Genomic DNA, 19,755 nt, shown 5'->3' on the forward strand with positions numbered 1-19,755 from the left:
GATGGGCGGCATGGTCACGAACGGGCAGGCCGCACTGAGCCGGATCGAGCTGCGCCGCCCCGACGGCGAACCCGTCCGGGTGCTGGTGGTCGACGACGAACCAACGCTCACCGACCTGCTGTCGATGGCGCTTCGCTACGAGGGCTGGCAGGTGCGCAGCGCCGGCAACGGCATGGCGGCGTTGAGCGCCGCACGGCAGTTCCAGCCGGACGCCGTGGTGCTCGACGTGATGCTGCCCGACCTGGACGGCTTCCAGGTGCTGCGCCGGCTGCGCGAGCACGCCCCCACCGTGCCGGTGCTCTTCCTGACCGCCCGCGACGCCGTCGAGGAACGCATCGCCGGGCTGACCGTCGGTGGCGACGACTACGTCACCAAGCCGTTCAGCCTGGAGGAGGTCATCGCCCGGCTGCGCGCGCTGCTGCGCCGCTCCGGCTTGGCGGTCGCCGCCCAGGAGGACGCGGTCCTCACTGTCGGTGACCTCAGCCTCGACGAGGACAGCCATGAGGTACGCCGCGACGGCCAACTGATCACCCTGACCGCGACGGAGTTCGAGCTGCTGCGCTATCTGATGCGCAACCCCCGCCGGGTGCTCAGCAAGGCGCAGATCCTCGACCGGGTATGGAACTACGACTTCGGCGGCCAGGCCAACGTGGTGGAGCTGTACATCTCGTACCTGCGCAAGAAGATCGACGCCGGCCGGGCGCCGATGATCCACACGCTGCGCGGCGCGGGCTATGTCCTCAAGCCGGCCGAGTAACCGCCGCCCGGTACGCGCCGCCCGCCGGTGGTTCGCCGGCCGCTCGCTGCGTACCCGACTGGTGTTTGCCCTGGTCGCGCTGCTGGCGGTGGTGAGCGTCGCCATCGGTGGCAGCACCACCGTGGCGCTGCGGAACTTCCTGATCGACCGGCTCGACGCCCAACTGGCTCCCGCGACGGTCATGCGGGGTGAACGTCCGGGGCGGCCGGCCTTCCCCGGCAACGGACCGGCCATCCCACCCGGGTCGCCGTCCGGCACGGTGGTCGCCGAGATCACCAACGGTCAGGTGGCGAGCGCGCGGACCTTGACCAGCAGCCCGTCCAGCGACGACCCGTTCCCTGACGAGCAAACCGTCCCGGTCGGGGAGGTCGCCGCCCTGGCGGGCCTGACGGTCGGCGCCGAACCGCGCACCGTCGACCTCGGTGCCCGCGGTGACTACCGGGCCGTGGCCCGGCAGTACTGGGACGGCCGGGTACGCGCCATCGCGTTCCCGCTGGCGGGCGTGCAGGAGACCGTCCAGCGGCAACTCGCCGCGCAGGCCGGGGTGGCCGCCGTCGGGCTGCTCATCGCGGGCGCTGCCGGCGCGTTGATCGTGCGGGCCACGCTGCGCCCGCTCAACCGGGTGGCCGCCACCGCCACCCGGGTCACCGAGCTGCCCCTGGATCGCGGCGAGGTGGCGCTCGCCGTCCGGGTCCCGGCCGCGGACACCGACCCGCGGACCGAGGTCGGCCAGGTCGGCGCGGCACTGAACCGGATGCTGGGCCACGTCGCGGACGCGCTGTCCGCCCGGCAGGCCAGCGAGACCCGGGTACGCCAGTTCGTCGCCGACGCCAGCCACGAGTTGCGCACACCCCTCGCGGCGATCCGCGGCTACGCGGAGGTGGCCCGGCGTGGCCGCGACGAGGTTCCCCCCGACGTGGCCCACGCGTTGCGGAGGGTGGAGTCGGAGAGCACCCGGATGACAAGCCTCGTCGACGACCTGCTGCTGCTGGCCCGGTTGGATGCCGGCCGGCCGCTCGCGGCGGACCCGGTCGACCTGACCGCCCTGGTGGTGGACGCGGTCAGCGACGCGCACGTCGCCGGCCCCGAACACCGCTGGCAGCTTGGTCTGCCCGAGGTGGCGATCCGGGTGCCCGGCGACGCCGCCCGGCTGCACCAGGTGGTGGCGAACCTGCTGGCCAATGCGCGTGTGCACACCCCGCCCGGCAGCACGGTCAGCACCACGCTGGCCGTCGACGGGGGCAGCGCCGTGCTCACCGTCGCCGACGACGGGCCCGGGGTGCCGACCCAGTTGCAACCGGAGATGTTCGAACGGTTCGCCCGCGGCGACAGCTCGCGGTCCCGGGCGCACGGCAGCACCGGCCTCGGCCTGGCGATCGTCGCGGCGGTGGTGGAGGCCCACCACGGCACGGTCGGGGTGGACAGCCGCCCGGGCCGGACCGTGTTCACCGTCCGGTTGCCCAATCCCACAGCTGACGCATAGTCGGCGCACGGCGTCGCGGCATGGGCACCACCGGCGCGGTTGAGCCGCCGTCCCGGTTGAGCCCGCCGCTCAGTCGCCCAGCACCTGGGCGAGGACCTCGACGACGCGTCGCGTGTGACGCCCGTCGGGGTCCTCGTCGGTGTTCAGGTCGGTGACGCTCATCCCGAGCAGCCGATCGGCGCGAGCCAGGGGGGTGACAAGCGCGATCAGGTCCGCCCAGCGCAGCCCGTCCGGCTCGGGGTAGGTCACCGCCGGCAGGTCGCGAGGGTCCACCACGTCCAGGTCGAGGTGCAGCCAGGCCGGCCCGTCCCCGCCAGCGACCAGGCCCGCGCCGACCGCCGCCGCGCCTCGGCGCAACAGCTCGACGGCGGGCATCTGGTGGATCGCCGGGTCGATCCGGGCCGCCTCGACCCGGCTGCTCTCGTCGGTGGGCGGGCGGTGCCCGAGCAGGTGTACGCGGTGCGGGTCGAGCAGCGCGCCGTCGAGCCCGACGGCGGCGGCGGGGCCGTGCCCGGTGACCACCGACAGGTCCATGTCGGCGGCCTCACCGGTCGGCGAGGTCACCCCGTCGAGGAAATCCGGGTGGGCGTCGACGAACCACAGCTCCGTCGTCGTGGGCAGGGCCCGGCAGACGCCGGGCAGGATCGCGCAGTCCCCGCCGAGCACCAGCGGCCGGTGGCTGTCGGAGATCAGCGCGGCGACCCGTGCGGCGATGGCCGCGCCCGCCCGGGAAAGATCGGTAGCGCCGATCAGGCCGCTCGCCGGATCCCGGATCGAGTCGTGCAATCGCGCCTCGTCCACCCGCCCGTCGTCCTCGGCGGACAGGGCGTCCAGCAGGCCTGCCCGGCGCAGCGCGCCCGGCGCCCGCTCCTCGCCGCGCCCGGCTCCGGAGGAGTCCAACGGCGCATCAACGACCATCCAGCGCACGTCCGCAGCGTACCGACCGGGCGGGCGTCCCGGTCGCATTCTGTGGCGAGGCTGAGAGTCCGGCAATGTGCCCGCGACGCGGATGACGATCAGCGTACGGTGAGGGACAAGTCCGGCTTTCTGGGTCAAAAGCCTCATCGGTGTACGCCCGGGACCGGTGTCAGGACGGGCGAGGGCAAGGAGCGATCGGTGAGACATCTGGCCTACCTGGACGCGGGATCCGGCAGCCTGATCGTGCAGGCGGTCGTCGGCGGGGTGGCCGGCGCCGCCGTCGCCGCCAAGCTCTACTGGCGACGCCTCGTCGACAGGTTCCGCCGGCAACCCACCGACCAGCGGTGAGCGGGCTGGTCCCGGCGATGGCGATCTCACCCACGCAGGTACGGCCCGAGCCGGCCTCCTTCCGCGACCCGGCCAACCGCGTCTTCCACGTCGGCGACGAAGTGCTGCGCGGGCTGGACACCCAGGCCGCCGAGCACTGGCGGGCACTGGCCGGCAGCACGTTCTTCCCGGCGTTCGTCGCCGCGCGCAAGGTCTGCGCCACCGAGGACGCCCCGTCGACACTGGTGCCCGCCGCGACCGGGACCCCATGGGCTGCCGTGCTGCGCCACGAGCGCATCCCGTTCGTCTCCCACCCGTACGAGTGGTCGTTCAGCATGCTGCGCGACGCCGCCCTGCTGCACATGGAGATCCTGCGCGCCGCACTCACCGACGGCTTCACCACCAAGGACGGCTCCGCGTACAACCTGCAGTGGCGCGGCGCGGAACCGGTCTTCATCGACATCGGCTCCTTCGAGCCGGTCCGCGACGGCGAGCCGTGGGCCGGTTACCGGCAGTTCTGCCAGACCGTGCTCTACCCGCTGATGCTCACCGCCCACCTGGGCGTCGACTTCCAGCCGTGGCTGCGCGCCCGGGTCGACGGCATCGAGGCCGACGAGCTGCGGCCGCTCTTCGGCGGGGCCCGCCGGCTGCGCCCCGGCGTGCTGACCCACCTGCACCTGCACGGGGCCATGCAGCAACGCAACGCCGCCGCCAGCACCACCGACGTACGCGACCAGCTGCGGGCCGCCGGCTTCTCCCGGGAGTTGCTGCTCGCCACCGTACGCGGCATCGAGAAGCTGGTCCGTCGGCTGAACCATCGCCCGTCGGAGAGCCACTGGTCGGATTACCAGAGCACCTGCGGCTACTCGGTGCGGGATCGGGTGGCGAAGGAGCAGTTCGTGGCCGCCGCGGTGGCCGCCGGGAGCCGCCCCCGCCTGGTGCTCGACCTTGGTGCCAACGACGGCCGGTACTCCCGGTTGGCGGTCGGGCACGCCGACTACGTGGTCGCCGTCGAGCAGGACCCGGCAGTGGTCGACGAGCTGTATCGGAAGCTGCGCTCGGAGGGGCAGCGCCGCATCCTGCCGCTGGTGCTGGACCTGGCCGACCCGTCACCCGGTGGAGGCTGGCGGGGCGTCGAGCGGGCCGGCTTCGCCGAGCGGGCGTCCGCCGACGTGGTGCTCGCCCTGGCCGTGGTGCACCACCTGGCGATCGGGCGCAACGTGCCGCTGCCGGAGGTCGTCGACTGGCTGGCCGGGCTGACCGTGCCCGGCGGAGCGGTAGTGGTGGAGTTCGTCGGGCCAGAGGACCCGATGGCAGCCCGGCTGCTCGCCAACAAGCCCGCCGGCATCTTCCCCGACTACCGGCGCGATACCTTCGAGGCGTTGCTCGCCGCCCGGGGCCGGATCACCGACCGGCTGGAGCTGCCGTCGGGCACCCGCACGCTCTACCGGACGGTGATGGGTGGCTGAACCGGCCGCCACCGGCCCGTCGGCTCCGGACGACCGGCCGAACCCGGCCCACGGGGGGTGGGACCGGGGCTGGCGGGGCGAGTTGGGCCGGCTGCTGGAAATTGTCGCGCTCGTCGGACTGGTGGTCACCCAGCCACTGCTGGACGTGCTCGGTCGCAGCCCCGACTTCTTCCTCTTCCACCGCGCCGACACCGCCCAGATCCTGCTCCTGGTCGCCCTGGTGGCGGTGGTGCCCACCAGCGCAGTGGCACTGCTCGGCGTGCTCAGTCGACTCGCGGGCAGGACCACCCGCGCCCTCACCCACACCGGGCTGCTCGGGCTGCTGCTCGCCGCCCTCGCCGTGCAGGTGGGCCGACACGTGACGCCGCTTCGGGGCGTACCGCTGCTGTGTGTCGCCGGTCTGGCCGGCGCGGCCGGCGCGGCCGCACACCGGCGGTGGCGGGCGCCCAGCCGGGTGCTGCGACTGGCCGCCGTCGGGCCGGTGGCCTTCGTGGCGATCTTCCTGTTCGCCTCACCCACCTCGGCGGTGGTGCTGCCGCGCACCGACGGCGGGGCGGCCGGCACCGCACAGGGGACGGGCGTGCACCCGCCGGTGGTCATGCTGATCCTCGACGAACTGCCGCTGGTCAGCCTGCTCGGCACCGACGGGCGGATCGACGCGACAAAGTACCCACACTTCGCCGAACTGGCCGGCGGCTCGACCTGGTACCGCAACGCCACCGGGGTCAGCGGGTGGACGCCCAACGCGCTGCCCGCGATGCTCACCGGCCGCTACCCGGCGCGGTCGGTCGCCCCGCACTACTCGCAGTACCCGGACAACATCTTCACCGCCTTCGGCGGCCTCTACGACATCCGCGCCGAGGAGAGCATCACCCGACTGTGCCCGCCCAGCCGCTGCGAGCAGCCGGTCACCCCGGAGCAGGGGCTCGGCGTGCTGGTCCGCAAGACAGGGAAGCTGCTCGGCCAGGTCGCCGGGCCGACACCCAGCAAGGTCGACCCGGAGGACTCCTACCGGGAGCAGACCCGGGCCGAGGCCGGCCTGGACGCCGCCGAACCGGTGCCCGCCGACCCAACCTTCCGCTGGGACAGCCTGGACGACAACCAGCCGGCCCGGTTCACCAGCTTCCTGGCCGGACTGAAGCCGACATCCCGTCCCACCCTGCACTTCCTGCACCTGCTGATGCCGCACTCGCCGTGGGCGTACCTGCCGTCCGGGGCACGCTACGACGCCCCGGAGGACCTGCCCAACGACGGTGCGGGCTGGATCGAACTGGCCCGGCAACGGCACCTCGCCCAGCTCGGCTACACCGACCGGCTGATCGGCGAAACCCTGCGGACGCTGCGCGCCAGCGGCCTCTACGACCAGGCCCTCGTCGTGGTGACCGCCGACCACGGGGTCAGCTTCCGCCCCGGCGCCCAGGGTCGAGGCATGGACGCGATCAAAGCCGCCGCCGGTGAGGTTGCCTGGGTGCCGACGTTCGTCAAGGAACCCCGGCAGCAGACCGGCCGGGTGGACGACCGCAACTGGGAGCACGTCGACCTGCTGCCGACCGTGGCCGACGAAGCCAACATCCGGCTGCCCTGGCGGGTCGACGGCCGCTCCGCCCGGCAGGCCCCGCGCACCGACAGCACGAAACACTTCTACGACCGCCCCGGTGAACCGGTCACCTTCCCCGGCGGGGTGCCCACCCCGCCGCCGCTGCCGACGCCGCACCCCCTGGTCGGCACCGAGGTGCGCGCCGGCCCCGCCGGCGGCAGCGCCCGGGTGGCCGACCTGGCCGCGTTCAAGGCCATGGACCCGGACACCGGCACCCTCCCGGCGCTCGTCTGGGGAGACGTCCCGGACCGGATCCCGGACGGCACACTCCTGGCGGTGGCCGTCAACGGCCGGATCGGGGCCGTCGTCCCGGTGGTGCCAGCCGACCCCGGCGGACGCCGGTTCGCCGCGCTGCTCACCGACGACAAGCTGTTCCGCGCCGGCACCAACCAGCTCGACGTCCTCCAGGTCGCCACGGACGGCACGCTGCGGCCCCTCGCGCTGTCCTGACCTGGTCCGGCCTTCGGTCCTGCGCTGGTCCTGCGCTGGTCGTGCCCCTGGTCCTGCGCTGGTCCTGTGTTCGGTCCTGCCTGGCGGGATGCGGGGTTTCCCGGTGGCCCGGTCGGGAATCGGGTGACGCATACCTCACCGCCGAACCACGGCGGGCGTTGTCCCACGAGCCGCAATTACGGTAGAAGCGAAGGCAATTCAACGTAGATCTGCCGGCGAAGCGAGGAATTACATGACGGAAGTCAAGCTCGATCACCCCGGTGGGCAGCTGTCGATGCCGGTGCATCCTGCGGTCGAGGGCCCCGCCGGTGTCGGGGTGAGCAAGCTGCTGAAAGAAACCGGGATGACAACGTACGACCCCGGTTTCGTCAACACCGCGGCTGCCTCATCCGCGATCACCTACATCGACGGCGACGCGGGGATCCTGCGTTACCGGGGATACCCGATCGAGCAGTTGGCCGAGAAGTCCTCCTTCCTGGAGGTCTCCTACCTGCTCATCTACGGTGAGCTGCCCACCGAGCAGCAGCTGACCGAGTTTACCGAGTGGATTCGGCGACACTCGTTGCTGCACGAGGAGATGCGCCGCTTCTTCGACGGCTTCCCCCGGGACGCCCACCCGATGGCGGTGCTCTCGTCTGCGGTGAGCGCGCTGTCCACCTTCTACCAGGACAGCCTGGACCCGTTCGACTCCGAGCACGTGGAGATCTCCACGGTCCGGTTGATGGCGAAGGTGCCCACCATCGCCTCGTACGCGTACAAGAAGTCCATCGGGCAGCCACTGCTGTACCCGGACAACTCGCTGGGGTACGTGGACAACCTGCTGCGGATGACCTTCGGTGTGCCGGCGGAGCCGTACGAGGTCGACCCGGTGATGTCGAAGGTGCTGGACATGCTCTTCATCCTGCACGCCGACCACGAGCAGAACTGCTCCACGTCGACCGTCCGCTTGGTCGGCTCCAGCAACGCCAACCTCTTCGCCTCGGTCTCCGCCGGTGTGAACGCGCTGTTCGGCCCGCTGCACGGCGGCGCCAACCAGGCGGTGCTGGAGATGCTCCAGCAGATCCACGCCGGCGACGGCGACGTCCGGTCCTTCGTCCGCAAGGTCAAGGACAAGCAGGACGGCGTCAAGCTGATGGGCTTCGGCCACCGGGTCTACAAGAACTACGACCCGCGGGCGGCGATCGTCAAGAAGGCCGCTCAGGACGTGCTCGGCCGGATGGCCAAGCCGGACCCGCTGCTGGACATCGCCATGGAGCTGGAGGAGATCGCGCTCGCCGACGACTTCTTCGTCTCCCGTCGGCTCTACCCGAACGTGGACTTCTACACGGGCCTGATCTACAAGGCCATGGGCTTCCCGACGAAGATGTTCACGGTGCTGTTCGCGCTCGGCCGGCTCCCCGGCTGGATCGCCCAGTGGCGCGAGATGATCGGCGACCCGGAGACCAAGATCGGCCGTCCCCGGCAGGTCTACGTCGGCGCTCCCGAGCGGGACTACGTCCCCTTCGCCGGGCGCTGACCCTCCGCCTCCGCACCACGACAGGCCGCCGACCCGTTCCGGGTCGGCGGCCTGTCGTCTGTCCGCAGGGGCTGCCGGGTGCCTGTTGCTGGCCCTGTAGACCTGCCCCACCTGTGGGGCGCTCGCATAGGGCCGCATGCTGTCCGTTATGCCGGCTTAATGCACGCCGTGGGGTCCGGCGAGTATCGGCGGAGGTCTCCTCAGCGATGATCGACTCCATATCGCCGACGTTGCGGTATCCCAGCGCGGGGAAACCGCAACGTCGGCGATATGGAGTCGATCAAGCGGCGGGGGCACCCGGCGTCGGCCAAGCGGCGGGGGCACCCGGCGTCGGCCAAGCGGCGGGAACACCCGGCGTCGATCAAGCGGCGGGGGCACCCCGGCGGGAAGGCGAACCGATCAGCGCAGCCCGGCGGCGGCCAGCAGGTTGCCCTCGGGGAGCACCGGGAGGGCACGTCCCTGGGACATGCGCTGCTCGGCGCGCTGGGCGGTGAACTCGGCGTCGGTGGCGATGGCGGCGGCGTAGCTGGCGGCGGTGCGCTGGGCGATCGCCGCCCAGCCGTACTGGTCGTTGACCATCCGGCGGGCACGGCGGGCCATGACGCGGGTGCGGTCGGGATCGGACAGCAGCTTGTCCACGGCGTCGGTCAGCCCGTCAGGGTCGTGGGGGCGGAAGGTCATCCCGGTCACGCCCGGCTCGACGATCTCCGCGAGGCCGCCGGTGGCGGCGACCGCGAGGGGTGCGCCCGCTGCGGCGCCCTCCAGGGCCACCATCCCGAACGGCTCGTAGATGCTCGGCACGGCGAAGCAGTCGGACGCCGCCATCAACGCCGGCAGGTCGTTGCCACCCAGGAAGCCCGGCATGGTGACCATGCCGCCCAGGCCGCGGCGGTGCACCTCGGCCTCCAACTCGGCGCGGTACGGGCCGTCACCGGCGATCACGGCACGCAGGCCGGGGTGCCGCTCGCGCAGCCGGGGGAGTGCGGCGATCAGGTGCTGGACGCCCTTCTCGTACACGAGTCGGCCGGCGAAGGTGACCAGCGGGCCGTCCCCGGCAAACCGGGCCCGCGCGGCGGCCACCGCACTGGCCGGCACCTGCCAGCGGTGCGGCTCCACGCCGTTGGCGACCACGTCGACCCGTGCGGCCGGTACGCCGAACAGCGCGTTCACCTCGTCGCGCATGTAACCGGAGCAGACGATCACCCGACCGGATTCGCTGCTGAGCCACTGCTCGACGCCGTGGATGGTCCGGTTCATCTCCTCGGGCAGCCAGCCCTGGTGCCGCCCCGCCTCGGTGGCGTGGATCGTGCTGACCAGCGGGATGTCCAGGTGGTCGCGCAACGTCATCGCGGTGTGGGCGACGAGCCAGTCGTGGGCGTGGATGACGTCGTAGGTGCCGGCCTGGGTGGCGCGTAGGGCGGTGCGGGTGAGGGTGTGGTTGAAGGCCATGGTCCAGGCCAGCAATGAGTCGGTGGCGAGGGGGAAGGTGACCGGGTCTTCGGGGGCGCGCAGGATGCGGACGCCGTCCGCGTACTCCTCAAGGGGTGCACCGTCGGTGTGGCGGGTGACGACTGTGACGTCGTGGCCGGCGGCGGCGAGGGCGACGGAGAGGGCGTGCACGTGTCGGCCGAGGCCGCCGACGAGCACCGGTGGGTACTCCCAGGACAGCATGAGGATGCGACGGGTCTGCGGGGGCACCCCGGGGCCGGACCGCGTCGGCACGATCGCGCCGGGCTGCGCGGAGATGCCGGACTGCGCGGAGAGGCCGGGCTGGGTCGGGAGCGGGGGCCGGGAGGTCAGGGTGGGCCGGTGGGTTCGGTCCTTGGTGGCAGCGAGCTGCTCGTCGACCCGCAGGGTCGTCACATCAATCTCCGTCCATGCGTGGTGGTACGCGCCGGCGTCAGTGGCGGCGGAGCAAGAGGTGTAAGGGGTGGCCGAGGGCCTGGCGGGCAGGCGCGAAGGCTTGTCCCCGGTCAAGGAAAGTGCATCGAGCCCAAGAACGCACCCTGAATAGGGCCATCGTGACGGAGGACACCTGAGGGTGTAGCGCGCATCAGACAGGTGGTTTCCGGTCACCGCCTGAAAGGATGGATTGGCGCGTCGGAGCGGGGGGCACTTACCGCCTGCGCGCGGGCGGCCTCTGCCGGTGCGCTCGTGGCGCGAGTGCGCACATGACCGTGGTCTGAAGGAGCGACATGCAGGTTTGGCCGGGCGAGCGGTACCCCCTGGGCGCCACCTACGACGGGATGGGCACCAACTTCGCCATCTTCTCCGAGGTGGCCGAACGGGTCGAGCTCTGCTTGTTCGACGAGTGGGACACCGGCGCGGAGCGCCGCATCGAGCTGCGCGAGGTGGACGCCTACGTGTGGCACGCGTACCTGCCGGGCATCGAGCCGGGGCAGCGGTACGGCTACCGGGTGCACGGCCCGTACGACCAGGCGAACGGTTTGCGCTGCAACCCCCACAAGCTGCTGATCGACCCGTACGCGAAGGCCATCGACGGTGACGTCACATGGGACCCGGCGGTCTACGACTACGACCTGGCGGAGCCGGAGCGCATGTCGGAGACCGACTCGGCGCCGTTCATGCCGAAGTCGGTGGTCGTCAACCCGTACTTCGACTGGGGCAACGACAAGCCGCCGCGCACCCCTTACCACCACTCCGTCATCTACGAGGCGCACGTACGCGGGCTGACCATGCGCCACCCGGAGATCCCGGAGGAGTTGCGCGGCACGTACGCGGGCATCGCCTCCCCGCCGATGATCGAATATCTGACCCACCTCGGGGTGACCGCGATCGAGTTGATGCCGGTGCACCAGTTCATCCACGACAACCGCCTGGTGGATCTGGGGCTGCGCAACTACTGGGGTTACAACACGATCGGCTTCTTCGCCCCGCACCACGGCTACTCCGCGCTGGGCCGCACCGGCCAGCAGGTGCAGGAGTTCCGGGGCATGGTCAAGGCGCTGCACGCGGCCGGCATCGAGGTCATTCTCGACGTGGTCTACAACCACACCGCCGAGGGCAACCACCTCGGCCCGACGCTGAGCTTCAAGGGCGTGGACGCGCCCAGCTACTACCGGCTCAGCGAGGAGGACCACCGCTATTTCGTCGACTACACGGGCACCGGCAACAGCCTCAACGTACGCAGCCCGCACTCCCTGCAACTGATCATGGATTCGCTGCGCTACTGGGTGACCGAGATGCACGTCGACGGTTTCCGCTTCGACCTGGCCGCCACCCTGGCCCGCGAGTTCTACGAGGTCGACCGGCTGTCCACCTTCTTCGAGGTGGTGCAGCAGGACCCGGTGGTCAGCCAGGTCAAGCTGATCGCCGAACCGTGGGACGTCGGCCCCGGCGGCTACCAGGTGGGCAACTTCCCGCCGCTGTGGACGGAGTGGAACGGCAAGTACCGCGACACCGTGCGCGACTTCTGGCGCGGCGAGCCGGCCACCCTGGCCGAGTTCGCGTCCCGGATCTCCGGCTCCGCCGACCTCTACCAGGACGACGGCCGCCGCCCGTTCCACAGCATCAACTTCGTCACCGTGCACGACGGGTTCACGCTCAACGACCTGGTGTCGTACAACGACAAGCACAACGAGGCCAACGGCGAGGACAACCGGGACGGCGAGAGCCACAACCGTTCCTGGAACTGCGGCGTCGAGGGTGACACCGACGACGAGGCGGTGCTCGCCCTGCGGGCCAAGCAGCGGCGCAACTTCCTGGCCACCCTGATGCTGTCGCAGGGCGTGCCGATGATCGGCCACGGTGACGAGCTGGGCCGCACCCAGCACGGCAACAACAACGTCTACTGCCAGGACAGCGAGCTGGCCTGGGTCGACTGGGACAACGTCGACGAACAGCTGCTGGAGTTCGTCCAGACGCTCACCGCGTTCCGCAAACGTCACCAGGTGTTCCGCCGCCGCCGGTTCTTCACCGGCCTGCCGGTGAACGGGCGTGGCATCGACGAGCCGCTACCCGACCTGGCCTGGCACACCCCGGACGGGCGGGAGATGACCGGCGAAGATTGGGGCAACGACTTCGGCCGCTCGGTGGCGCTGTTCGTCAACGGCGAGGGCATTCGCGAGCGCGGCCAGTACGGGCAGAAGCACCACGACACGTCGTTCCTGCTCTGCTTCAACGCCCACGACGCGCCGCTGGACTTCAGCATGCCCGGCAGCGAGTACGGCCAGAAATGGGAACGGGTGATCAGCACGGCCGAACCCGAGCCGGACGACGCCACGGTGATCAGCGCGGGCGGCACCATCCGGGTGCCGGACCGCTCGCTTGTCGTGCTGGAGAGGATGAACTGACATGGCGGCCACCCCTCCCAAGGCCACCTACCGGATCCAGGTCCGGCCCGGCTTCGACCTGGACGCCACCGCCGAAATCGTCGACTACCTCGCCGACCTGGGCGTCAGCCACCTCTACACCGCCCCGCTGCTCACCGCCACGCCCGGCTCCGCGCACGGCTACGACGTGGTCGACCACCGGGCGGTCAACCCCGAGCTGGGCGGCGAGGCGGCCCGTCAGCGGCTGCTGCGCGCACTGCACGACAAGTTGCTCGGCCTGGTCGTCGACATCGTGCCCAACCACGCCGGGGTCGCTGTCCCCGCCGCCAACCCCGCCTGGTGGGACGTGCTGCGCCGAGGGCGCGACTCGGCGTACGCCGACTGGTTCGACATCGACTGGGACCGGGGCCGCCTGCTGCTCCCGGTGCTGGCCGACGACCCGGCCGCCCTGGACGACCTCAAACTGGTCGATTCCGAGTTGCGCTACCACGAGCACCGCTTCCCGGTCGCCGACGGCACCGGCGACGGCACCCCGGCAGAGGTGCACGACCGGCAGCACTACGAGCTGGTCTCCTGGCGTCGGGGTGACGCCGAGCTGACGTACCGCCGGTTCTTCGCGGTTTCCGGCCTGGCCGGTCTGCGCGTGGAGGACCCGGCGGTGTTCGCCGCCACCCACGAGCTGATCCTGCGGTGGGCCGCCGCCGGGGAGGTCGACGGCATCCGCGTCGACCACCCGGACGGGCTGCGCGACCCCGCCGGCTATTTCACCCGGTTGCGGGCCGCCGCGCCGCACGCTTGGCTCGTGGTGGAGAAGATCCTGGAGTACGGCGAGGAGCTGCCGGACTGGCCGGTTGACGGCACCACCGGCTACGACGCCCTGGCCGCGGTCAACGGGCTCTTCATCGACCCGGACGCCGAGGGTGACTTCACGGTGCTGGACACCCAACTGACCGGGCACCGCACCTCGTGGGAGGACCTGACCCACGACACCAAGCTGGCCGCCGCCACGAAGCTCCTCGCCGCCGAGCTGACCCGCCTGGCCGCGCTCGCCCCCGAGGTGCCAGCCGAGCAGGCACGGGCCGCGCTCGCCGAGTTGGCCGCCGCGTTCGCGGTCTACCGCGGCTACCCGCCACACGGCGCCCGGCACCTCGCCGCCGCCCGCTCCGAAGCCGGCCGCCGCCGCCCCGACCTGGCCGGCGCCCTGGACGCGGTCACCCGCCGACTGCGCGACCCCGACGACGAGTTGGCCCAACGGTTCCCCCAGCTGACCGGCGCGGTGATGGCCAAGGGAGTGGAGGACACCGCGTTCTACCGCTGGACCCGGTTCGTGGCGCTCAACGAGGTCGGCGGCAGCCCCGCCCACTTCGGAGTGCCGCCAGCGGAGTTCCACCGCTTCGCCACCGCCCGGCACGTCCGCTGGCCGGCCAGCATGACCACCGTCTCCACCCACGACACCAAACGCGGCGAGGACGTCCGCGCCCGCCTCGCGGTGCTCAGCGAACTGCCCGGCCAGTGGGCCGAGCAGGTCAAAACCTGGATGGAGTACGCCCCACTGCCCGACCCATCGTTCGCCCACCTGCTCTGGCAGACCGCCGTCGGCGCATGGCCCATCGAACGGGAGCGCCTGCACGCGTACGCCGAGAAAGCCGCCCGGGAGGCCTCGGCCTCGACCAGTTGGGCGGACCCCGACCAGGCCTTCGAGCGGGCGATGCACGCCGTGATCGACCTCATGTACGACGACCCGAGCCTGCACGACGAGCTGACCGAACTCGCCGCGGCGATCGCCCCGGCCGGCTGGTCCAACTCACTCGGGCAGAAGCTCGTGCAGCTCACCATGCCCGGGGTGCCCGACACCTACCAGGGCACCGAGCTGTGGGACAACAGCCTCGTCGACCCCGACAACCGCCGCCCGGTCGACTTCTCCGTACGTCGAGAGATGCTGGCGCGCCTCGACGGCGGCTGGCGTCCCCCGATCGACACCGACGGCGCGGCGAAGCTGCTCGTCGTGTCGCGGACCCTGCGGTTGCGGCGGTCGCACCCGGAGCTGTTCACCGGCTACCGGCCGGTGCCCGCGCACGGGCCGGTAGGCCGGCACGCGGTGGCGTTCGACCGGGGTGGCGCGATCACCGTGGCGACCCGCCTGCCGCTCGGTCTGGCACGCGCCGGTGGGTGGTGCGACACAAACCTGTCGCTTCCTGTTAACGAGATGAAGGACCTGTTCACCGGGCGGGTCTACAGTGGCGGAGAGACCTCTCTGGCCGACCTGCTGGCCGACTACCCCGTCGCACTGCTGGCTCCTCCCACCGCTTCCGTGGAGGCTGCTTCATGACCGAATTCTCCGTCTGGGCACCCGACGCCACCCGCGTGCGGCTGCGCCTGACCGGCGACGTCGACCACGAGATGCTCGCCGCAGCCGACGGCTGGTGGCGGGTCGACGTGCCCGACGCCAGCCCCGACTACTCCTTTCTGCTGAACGACGACGAAACCCCGCTGCCCGACCCACGCTCGCCGTGGCAGCCTGCTGGTGTGCACGGGCCGAGCCGCCTCTACGACCACGACGCCTTCGACTGGACCGACAGCTCCTGGACGGGCCGGCAACTGCCCGGCAGCATCCTCTACGAGCTGCACATCGGCACCTTCACCCCGGAAGGCACCTTCGACGCGGCCATCGAGCGCCTCGACCACCTGGTGTCGTTGGGAGTCGACCTGATCGAGCTGCTCCCCGTCAACGCCTTCAACGGCGAGCACAACTGGGGGTACGACGGCGTCTGCTGGTACGCCCCCCACCAGCCCTACGGCGGCCCCGACGGCCTGAAACGGTTCGTCGACGCCGCCCACTCTCGCGGTCTGGGGGTGATCCTCGACGTCGTCTACAACCATTTCGGGCCCTCCGGGGCCTACGCGCCGCGGTTCGGCCCCTACCTCGCCGAGCAGAGCAACACCTGGGGTCGCTCGATCAACCTCGACGGGCCGCACTCCGACGAGGTCCGCCGCTACATCACCGACAGCGTGCTCATGTGGCTGCGCGACTACCACGTCGATGGGCTGCGGTTGGATGCTGTGCACGCGTTGCCCGACACACGGGCTGTTCCGCTTTTGGAGGAGCTGGCCGTTTCGGTCGAGTCGTTGTCGACGCACCTGGGGCGGCCGTTGTCGCTCATCGCCGAATCGGACCTCAACGATCCGCGGTTGATCACGCCTCGGGAAGCTGGTGGGTTCGGGCTGCACGCGCAGTGGAACGACGATGCGCACCATGCGCTGCACACGTTGCTGACGGGGGAGCGGCAGGGGTATTACGGGGACTTTGGGTCGCTGGAGACGTTGTCGGACGTGCTGACTGGGGGGTTCTTCCACGCGGGGACCTGGTCCAGCTTCCGCAATCGCCACCATGGGCGACCGGTTGATCCTCGGGTGCCGGGGCATCGGTTCGTGGCCTACCTGCAGAACCATGATCAGATCGGGAATCGGGCTACCGGGGATCGGATCTCCGCTTCTCTGTCGCCTTCGCTGCTCCGCGTTGGGGCTACGTTGCTGCTGACGGCGCCGTTCACGCCCATGTTGTTCATGGGGGAGGAGTGGGCGGCTTCTACGCCGTGGCAGTTCTTTACCTCGCACCCTGAGCCGGAGTTGGCCTCTGCGGTGCGGACCGGGCGGCGGCGGGAGTTCGCGTCGCACGGGTGGCCGGAGGGGGACGTGCCCGACCCGCAGGACCCGGAGACGTTCGTACGGTCGCGGTTGGACTGGGCGGAGCTGGACAAGCCTGAGCATCGGGAGATGTTGTCTTTTTACCAGCGGTTGATTGGGCTGCGGCGGTCGTGCCCTGACCTGTCGGATCCTCGGTTGCAGGCGGTTTCGGTGCAGCATGGGGACCAGTTCCTGGTGATGCGGCGGGGGGACACGCTTGTGGTGGCGAACCTGGCTGGGCGGGGGCAGGGGGTGTCGCTGCCTGGGGTGGCGCGGCGGGTGTTGCTGGCTACGGGGGAGGGGGTCACCGTGATGCGGGACCGGATCCAGTTGCCGGCGGAGACTGCGGCGATCGTGGCGCTCTGAGGTTCTTGCATAAGGGTGGCCGAGTCGTGCTTCCAGACTCGTAGTTGCCCATCTAGCTGCCGGCTGCCTACGGTCGCGCGGGTGGACTGCATTTGCGGCAACTGTGGACGACGAAGGACTCACGCTTTAGCTGGGGATTCACGCACCCTTGGTGGCAAACTTCGGACAGTGCGCCACAGTATCGTCGCCTAGCGTGATGACCGATCCACTTTCGGTCGATAGGCGGTGTGCTCTGTGGCTGGTAGAACGCGACGTATGCTCCCGAAGCGGTACAAGGCGGGCGCGACCCTGCTGGCATTCCCAGCAGCGATCGTTTTCGTCCCCATATCAGTGATACAGCGGGACTGGCCGATGTTTCGGGTGGTCGCTATCAGCAGTTGTCGCCATTCCGTGCTGGCTCTTGGCGTTCGAGGCGCCTACTATGTGCGGCTTTCCGACGCAGCGCGACACTCCATGCCGCAATTTCACGACAGGACTGCTTTTTGGCTGCGGCAGTGCGCCGGGACATTGCTGGGGAAAGGCCTTCGCTTGGTTCGGGTGGCATAGGGCCGCGACGCCCGCCGGGCGGACGTCTCAGCCTGATACCGACCCGAGCCGAGACGGGCGTTCAGGGGGAGCGTTGCAGGCCTCGCCTGTCCTAGTAAGGATTCAAGAGGGCAGAGGAAGCCGGGTCGCCGTTATGCTAGCCACTTTGTCGGCGGCGTGTGCCGTGGTATCCGCAGGGGCGGACATTGCGGGCCTCTGACCGCTAAACCCATTGCACTAGTGGTCACGTCCGCGCTGGTGGTCTAGGGGAAACAGCCAACGTCGGATCTGCGTCGATGGCAGGCGGCGATCCACGCAGGGGTATGGCCGCCTTTGAGCAACTAACTGTCGGACTTCTGACTCGAACCAAATCCCCATCACTCGCAGATCAACTTCTGCCTAAGCGAGGACTACTCTTAGCGCCGCGTCACAAGCCGTCGCTTCCGGAGGAACTATGCCACCCTCGCCCTGCATGTCTGCCCTTCGGGCCAGAACGGACCTCATGGTGTACGGGGAAGACAAAGCACTCATGCTCTTCGCGTTGGAGCTGAGCTTCAGTGTTCAGGATATAGATTCGGTCGCGGCAGTCGCTCTGACGGATCATTCGAACGACAAAAAGTGCGACCTCGTCTTCGTGGACCGAGACGCCGGAATATTAGTATTCGCTCAGGGGTACGTGGCACAGAACCATGGCAAAACGGAAGCTCCCGCGAACAAAGCAAGCGACCTTAACACTGCCGCAACGTGGCTACTTACGGGAGCACTGGACACCCTGCCAGACACTCTCAAGTCTGCGGCAATTGAGGTACGGTCAGCACTCAAGAGCGAGGATATTCGTGAGGTGCACGTTTGGTACTGCCACAATTTGCCAGAGTCTCAGAACGTCGCCAGTGAGCTGGCTCAGGTACAACAAACAACGAAAAGCCTATTGAAATCACATTACCCAAGATCCTCAATCAATGTATCTGTTCAAGAGATCGGTACTGCTACCTTAGCAGAAATGTATAGGCGAACACAGGTTCCGATTATTGTTTCTGAGAAGTTGACGCTCCCCGTTGCCGGTGGATTTGAGGTTACCGGCGACAGTTGGAGGGCCTACTGCACCTCGGTCCCGGGAGTCTGGTTGCGGAAGCTCTGGATGAAGCATCAAGCCGACCTGATGTCGCCGAATATTAGGGGCTACCTGGGCGTTATGCGAACTGACCGAAATATCAATAACGGTATCAAGACCACCGCTAAGACCCTCCCCGAACGTTTTTGGATTTACAACAATGGTCTCACTGTCCTCGTCAACAACTATGTTGTAAATGAAGATGCAGCCAGCGGGCGGCAGATCTTAACCCTCAGCGGGGTGGGCGTCATCAACGGCGCCCAGACCACGGGGTCAATCGGTACCCTCTCTGATTCTGATGCTACGGAGCTGGACAGAATGCAGGTGATGGTCCGCTTTGTCTCATGCAGTGACGCGGAGGTTCTGGCCGAGATTGTTAAATACAACAATAGCCAAAACAAAGTTGAAGCGACAGATTTCCGCAGTAAAGACTCAGTGCAGGATCGGCTACGTAGCGAATTTGACAACGTTCCTGAAGCGGATTATAGAGGCGGCCGCAGAGGCGGCGTTCGAGACGCGATCGAACGATCCAAGAATCTTCTTCCAGATCAGACGGTTGCCCAATCGCTCGCAGCATTTCAGGGAAGGCCAAACCTCGCTTACAACGAGACCCGGAGAATCTGGGAGGATGACGGCGTATATGCAAGCGTGTTCACTGATCGGACAAGTTCCCGGCACATAATTCTGACGTATTCACTCCAGAAAGCAATCGAGGAAATAAAGCGAGAAATGTCTCAACTTCCCGAGAAGGATCGAACAAGTTTGCAGCAAAAGCATTTGAGTTTTTTGCGCCGCCGCGGCTCAATCACTTTACTCGTGGCTGCTATTGCTGAGAGCCTAGAGACGGTCACCGGCCGGGTCATCGCGGATCGTGTTACCCTCGAATTCAGGGACAATTGCTCACCATCCGAAGCCTCTAACCGCTGGCGCCCATTAGTTCAAGCGCTTCTCCCATTCGTTAACCAACTTTCCTCTGCAGCGGACAACGATCTGAAGAGTAATGACAAAGTGAAAGATGCTTTAGAAAAATTCCAGTCTATGGTCGAGGCCACTGTTGAGTCGAACGAGAAGATCTACATGCAGTTCAGATCTTACCTGAGCCTCTGATGGTGCGTTTTGATGTGGGCTGGTCGGGCGTTTCGCACAGCTGGTCAAGTCGACGAAAGTAACTCGGTCCGTATCCAGACTGAATAGGCATGGGTCGGTCGCTGAACGCCACAGAGTTGGTGCTGTTCTTTCGGCCTGCTCTTTGCGGAAGAA

Annotated in this window: 12 protein-coding genes; 10 read left to right on the plus strand and 2 right to left on the minus strand. The window is 68.9% G+C overall.

The features are described from left to right. Nucleotides 1–10: 10 nt before the first annotated feature. Nucleotides 11–757 (plus strand): response regulator transcription factor, encoded by a 747-nt coding sequence (locus ACLQ28_RS30890; RefSeq protein WP_425689789.1) that lies wholly within the window; start codon nt 11–13, stop codon nt 755–757. Further along, a complete protein-coding gene (locus tag ACLQ28_RS30895; RefSeq protein WP_425689790.1) occupies nt 735–2,240 on the plus strand; it encodes a sensor histidine kinase in 1,506 nt (501 codons plus the stop codon). Before ACLQ28_RS30890 ends, ACLQ28_RS30895 begins: the two co-directional genes overlap by 23 nt. 69 nt (nt 2,241–2,309) lie before the next feature. On the opposite strand, the gene ACLQ28_RS30900 is transcribed toward ACLQ28_RS30895, so the two are convergent. Then, nucleotides 2,310–3,158, minus strand: coding sequence for an arginase family protein (locus ACLQ28_RS30900; protein ID WP_425689816.1), 849 nt, complete (start codon nt 3,156–3,158; stop codon nt 2,310–2,312). Nucleotides 3,159–3,356: 198 nt separating this feature from the next. Between ACLQ28_RS30900 and ACLQ28_RS30905 the strand changes: the two genes are divergently transcribed. The 4 genes from ACLQ28_RS30905 to ACLQ28_RS30920 all read left to right on the plus strand — a co-directional run bounded on the left by ACLQ28_RS30905 (nt 3,357) and on the right by ACLQ28_RS30920 (nt 8,517). Continuing rightward, the gene (locus ACLQ28_RS30905; protein WP_179778832.1) at nt 3,357–3,506 is read left to right on the plus strand and encodes a hypothetical protein; all 150 of its coding nucleotides are present in this window, start codon (nt 3,357–3,359) and stop codon (nt 3,504–3,506) included. A gap of 17 nt (nt 3,507–3,523) precedes the next feature. Beyond that, nucleotides 3,524–4,954, plus strand: a complete 1,431-nt coding sequence (locus ACLQ28_RS30910) for a class I SAM-dependent methyltransferase (RefSeq protein ID WP_425689817.1) — start codon at nt 3,524–3,526, stop codon at nt 4,952–4,954. Then, nucleotides 4,947–7,001 (plus strand): sulfatase-like hydrolase/transferase, encoded by a 2,055-nt coding sequence (locus ACLQ28_RS30915; RefSeq protein ID WP_425689791.1) that lies wholly within the window; start codon nt 4,947–4,949, stop codon nt 6,999–7,001. Before ACLQ28_RS30910 ends, ACLQ28_RS30915 begins: the two co-directional genes overlap by 8 nt. 232 nt (nt 7,002–7,233) lie before the next feature. After that, entirely contained in the window at nt 7,234–8,517 is a 1,284-nt protein-coding gene (locus ACLQ28_RS30920) for a citrate synthase (RefSeq protein ID WP_425689792.1), read from the plus strand. 399 nt (nt 8,518–8,916) lie between these two features. Here the strand turns inward: ACLQ28_RS30920 and ACLQ28_RS30925 are convergent, their stop codons facing one another. Continuing rightward, complete coding sequence (locus ACLQ28_RS30925) at nt 8,917–10,380, minus strand: glycosyltransferase family 4 protein (RefSeq protein ID WP_425689793.1); 1,464 nt, start codon at nt 10,378–10,380, stop codon at nt 8,917–8,919. Nucleotides 10,381–10,712: 332 nt separating this feature from the next. On the opposite strand from ACLQ28_RS30925, the gene glgX reads away from it, so the two are divergent. The 4 genes from glgX (at nt 10,713) to ACLQ28_RS30945 (ending at nt 19,602) form a co-directional block, all read left to right on the plus strand. Then, nucleotides 10,713–12,830: a glycogen debranching protein GlgX gene (gene glgX, locus ACLQ28_RS30930; RefSeq protein WP_425689794.1), complete on the plus strand. Its 2,118-nt coding sequence runs from the start codon at nt 10,713–10,715 to the stop codon at nt 12,828–12,830. A 1-nt stretch (nt 12,831) separates the two neighbouring features. Continuing rightward, complete coding sequence (gene treY / locus ACLQ28_RS30935) at nt 12,832–15,138, plus strand: malto-oligosyltrehalose synthase (protein WP_425689795.1); 2,307 nt, start codon at nt 12,832–12,834, stop codon at nt 15,136–15,138. Next, a complete protein-coding gene (gene treZ / locus ACLQ28_RS30940) occupies nt 15,135–16,859 on the plus strand; it encodes a malto-oligosyltrehalose trehalohydrolase (RefSeq protein WP_425689796.1) in 1,725 nt (574 codons plus the stop codon). The genes treY and treZ overlap by 4 nt, the downstream gene beginning before the upstream one ends. 1,030 nt (nt 16,860–17,889) lie before the next feature. Further along, the gene (locus ACLQ28_RS30945) at nt 17,890–19,602 is read left to right on the plus strand and encodes an AIPR family protein (RefSeq protein ID WP_425689797.1); all 1,713 of its coding nucleotides are present in this window, start codon (nt 17,890–17,892) and stop codon (nt 19,600–19,602) included. The last annotated feature ends 153 nt before the right edge of the window (nt 19,603–19,755 follow it).

This window comes from Micromonospora sp. DT201 (assembly GCF_049841575.1).
Classification (GTDB): domain Bacteria; phylum Actinomycetota; class Actinomycetes; order Mycobacteriales; family Micromonosporaceae; genus Micromonospora.